Below are 2,920 nucleotides of genomic sequence, written 5' to 3'. Positions count from 1 at the left end.
AAATTTAATACTAAATTACTCTAACGCCTTTCATAAAAACAAGGCTTACAATACCAGTAGTATCGTATGGAGCGCCATCAAACCCTACGAAATTCGGAAGACCATCTTTTTCGATTTTCCCAAGATTCTCTTTTCCAATGATTTTTGCGGGAATGAGTGTGATAGTTTTTAATGCTTCAACTTCGCTTAAGCCCTCCTTTATAAGAAGCCCTGCGTTCAGTCGTAAATATTTACTGGGGAACATTGGATGTCCTGATGTAAGAGCAGTTAAGATTCCCTCACTTATAAGTTCTAAAGGTACTTTGGGTGATAAGCCTTTTAGTTCAATCGACCAGCGGGGGAACATAATCGGTCCATATACTACAGGAATGTTCCTTTCCTTTAAAAGATCTTTAACCATATTTGACTGAACTCCATAGAGTATTGCCATTCTTAGGCCAAACTCTTCACCAATACGGATTGAAGTTGCGATATCATCTGCCCTGAAACTTGCAAAAAATGCCAAATCTTTGCCTTCAAGAAGTGGAATAAGTGATTCAAAGCCTAACGAAAATTCTTTACGCTCCTTATTGTATTCTTTTGCCTTATATAGCGTATCCCTTATGAGGTAGGCTATACCCATTCTTGTCATAGGAGTTTTGCCCTTTGGTCCATATGTACTCTTAGGCTCAGTATTTATGGAAAATTTTACACCAAGAGGATTTTCAATTGTCATATCAAGTATATGTTTTCCTCGATTGTAAACAAGGACACCGTGTCCACCTATTGGGTTTGCGTTGCCAGGAAGGATAAGACTTATGAGACTTCCACCTTTTACTGCCTTTTCAAATGCTTCGTCGTAAGGATTAACTCCATCTGCTGCAAATAATTCGGGTGTTGCTGGATTAGTTGCCTCGTCAAGATCATCTCCCTCAATTCTTCCAAGAGACTCTTCTTTAAGACCAATTCCGCTTCCCAGGTCTATTATTGGAGGCATTAAAAAGTCTACATTGTATACTTCCTTAAAATTGTCATTTATATCTTCTCCAATGTGGAATATTTTTTCTTCATCAAAAACAACGACTCTATCCTCAAGAATTTCTTCACCATTAAATAGCTTCTTTGCATATATCTTATACATACTTGCCTCCTTCAATTATTACTTCGCCCTCTAATAAAACAGTATCTGCTTTTGAGAGAACTGAAAATGGATTTCTATCGAACATTACTAAGTTTGCAACTTTACCCTCTTCAATACTTCCATAGTCGGAATCAATTCCAAGAATTTGTGCAGGGTTTATGGTAATTAATTTTAGAGTTTCATCAAAGCCTAATTTACCTTCATATGCAACGAGTCCAGCCTGGATTAAAGCATAACCTATTGAAACAACAGGATGGTCAGTCATTAGTGCAACTTTTACACCTGCTTCAACGAGTTTTTTAGGGTTCTCGAACGAGTTAGGTTTTGTTTCAACCTTGGGAGAAACATCAAGAATTGGTCCTAAGATTACTGGTACATTTTCTTTGGCTAAGAAGTCCCTTATCTTAGCGGAATCTGTCCCATGCTCTATTACTACATCTAATCCAAATTCGTGTTTTGCAATGCGAATTGCTGTTACTATGTCGTCAGCTCTGTGCGAATGTATTCTTAGTGGTATTTTGTGGTCGAAAACGAGAAAAAGGCTTTCCATGTTTAGATCAAAATCAACTTTTTCACCACTTTTCTTTTTCTCGTAGTAATTCTTTCCTTTATAAAGAGTTTCTCTGAATACCTTTGCTGTTCCCATCCTTGTTGTTGGAAGCTGGTTTTTGGAAGAATATACCCTTTTGGGATTTTCACCAAAAGCACATTTAAGTCCGGCGGGATTCTTTATAACCATCTCGTCTACAATATTTCCATACGTTTTCATAGTTACACTTAATCCACCTATTACATTTCCTGAACCTGCTCCTGTAAAAACAATTTCAAAACCAGATTCAAAAGCCTCTTTAAAAGCTGGATCGTACGGATTAATTGAATCAATTGCCCGCAGTCCGGGTGTCGCAGGGTTAGTCATTTCGTTTCCGTCGGCATCCATTTCTGTCCCCTCTAACGGAAAAGTCCCAAGGTGAGTGTGAGCGTCAATGAATGATGGGAAGACCATTTTACCTTGTGCATCAATAATTCTTGTTTTTGATAAATCGACTTCGGGTGGTTCATTTGACACCTTTTTAATTCGTTTTCCTTCAATAAGCACAAAGCCATTTTCTATTACGCCTTGTGTTATTGTATGTATTCTTGCATTTTTAATTAATAGCATCTAACGCCTCCTTCCTTGCCTATTTTACACCTTAACTTTAATTTTCGGAATAGTTTTTTAATATATTTTGGTATAATTATTACGTGTACAGTAATATATAGGAGGCAAAAATGTATCCAAAAATTATAGTTGAGCATTTTATGAACCCAAAAAATGTTGGCATTATAAATAACGCATCTGCTGTAGGATCATCAAATACTGAAGGTGGAGGAAAAGCAGTATTTTATCTTTTGATAGAAAGTGGCTTTTTAAAGGATTGCAAATATCAAGTTGATGGCTGCCCTTATGCAATTGCAAGCGCTTCTATTCTTTCAGAAAGCATAAAGGGTAAGAGTATTAGCGAGCTAACAAATATAGACATCGATTATTTTTTAAATTACTTTGATCTTCCAAAAGAAAAGCTAAACTGCATAAAGCTTGTAGTTGATGCATTTAACGATGCTTTGAGAAAATTTAAGGGGATATAACCTTGTTTTTCAAGAAAATTTTAAGGCTCGTAGAATTTTTATATTCGATTTTGATATTTCCAAAATTAATGGAAAATTCATTTGGTAATGTTACATAGTTCGGAAAATTTGTTTTCAAGTAATCTTTCGAAACCAGGGGAAAAGCGTAAACTTTTACTATACTGATCCTTTTAT

General features: G+C 36.0%; 3 protein-coding genes. 1 reads left to right on the top strand and 2 read right to left on the bottom strand.

Annotation, left to right across the window (positions count from 1 at the left end):
- Nucleotides 1-10: 10 nt before the first annotated feature.
- On the bottom strand, nucleotides 11-1,120 hold the full coding sequence (locus JHC30_01315; protein ID MCI4462793.1) for a hypothetical protein: 1,110 nt from the start codon (nucleotides 1,118-1,120) through the stop codon (nucleotides 11-13).
- Nucleotides 1,113-2,279 carry an amidohydrolase gene (locus JHC30_01310; GenBank protein ID MCI4462792.1) on the bottom strand — a complete coding sequence of 389 codons (1,167 nt, stop codon included), beginning with the start codon at nucleotides 2,277-2,279 and terminating at the stop codon, nucleotides 1,113-1,115. Before JHC30_01310 ends, JHC30_01315 begins: the two co-directional genes overlap by 8 nt.
- Before the next feature lie 110 nt (nucleotides 2,280-2,389).
- Between JHC30_01310 and JHC30_01305 the strand changes: the two genes are divergently transcribed.
- Nucleotides 2,390-2,746, top strand: coding sequence for an iron-sulfur cluster assembly scaffold protein (locus JHC30_01305; protein MCI4462791.1), 357 nt, complete (start codon nucleotides 2,390-2,392; stop codon nucleotides 2,744-2,746).
- Nucleotides 2,747-2,920 lie beyond the last annotated feature (174 nt).

This window comes from Caldisericum sp. (assembly GCA_022759145.1).
In the GTDB taxonomy this organism is placed as follows: Bacteria; Caldisericota; Caldisericia; order Caldisericales; family Caldisericaceae; genus Caldisericum.
This window is presented reverse-complemented; position numbering and strand designations above follow the sequence as displayed.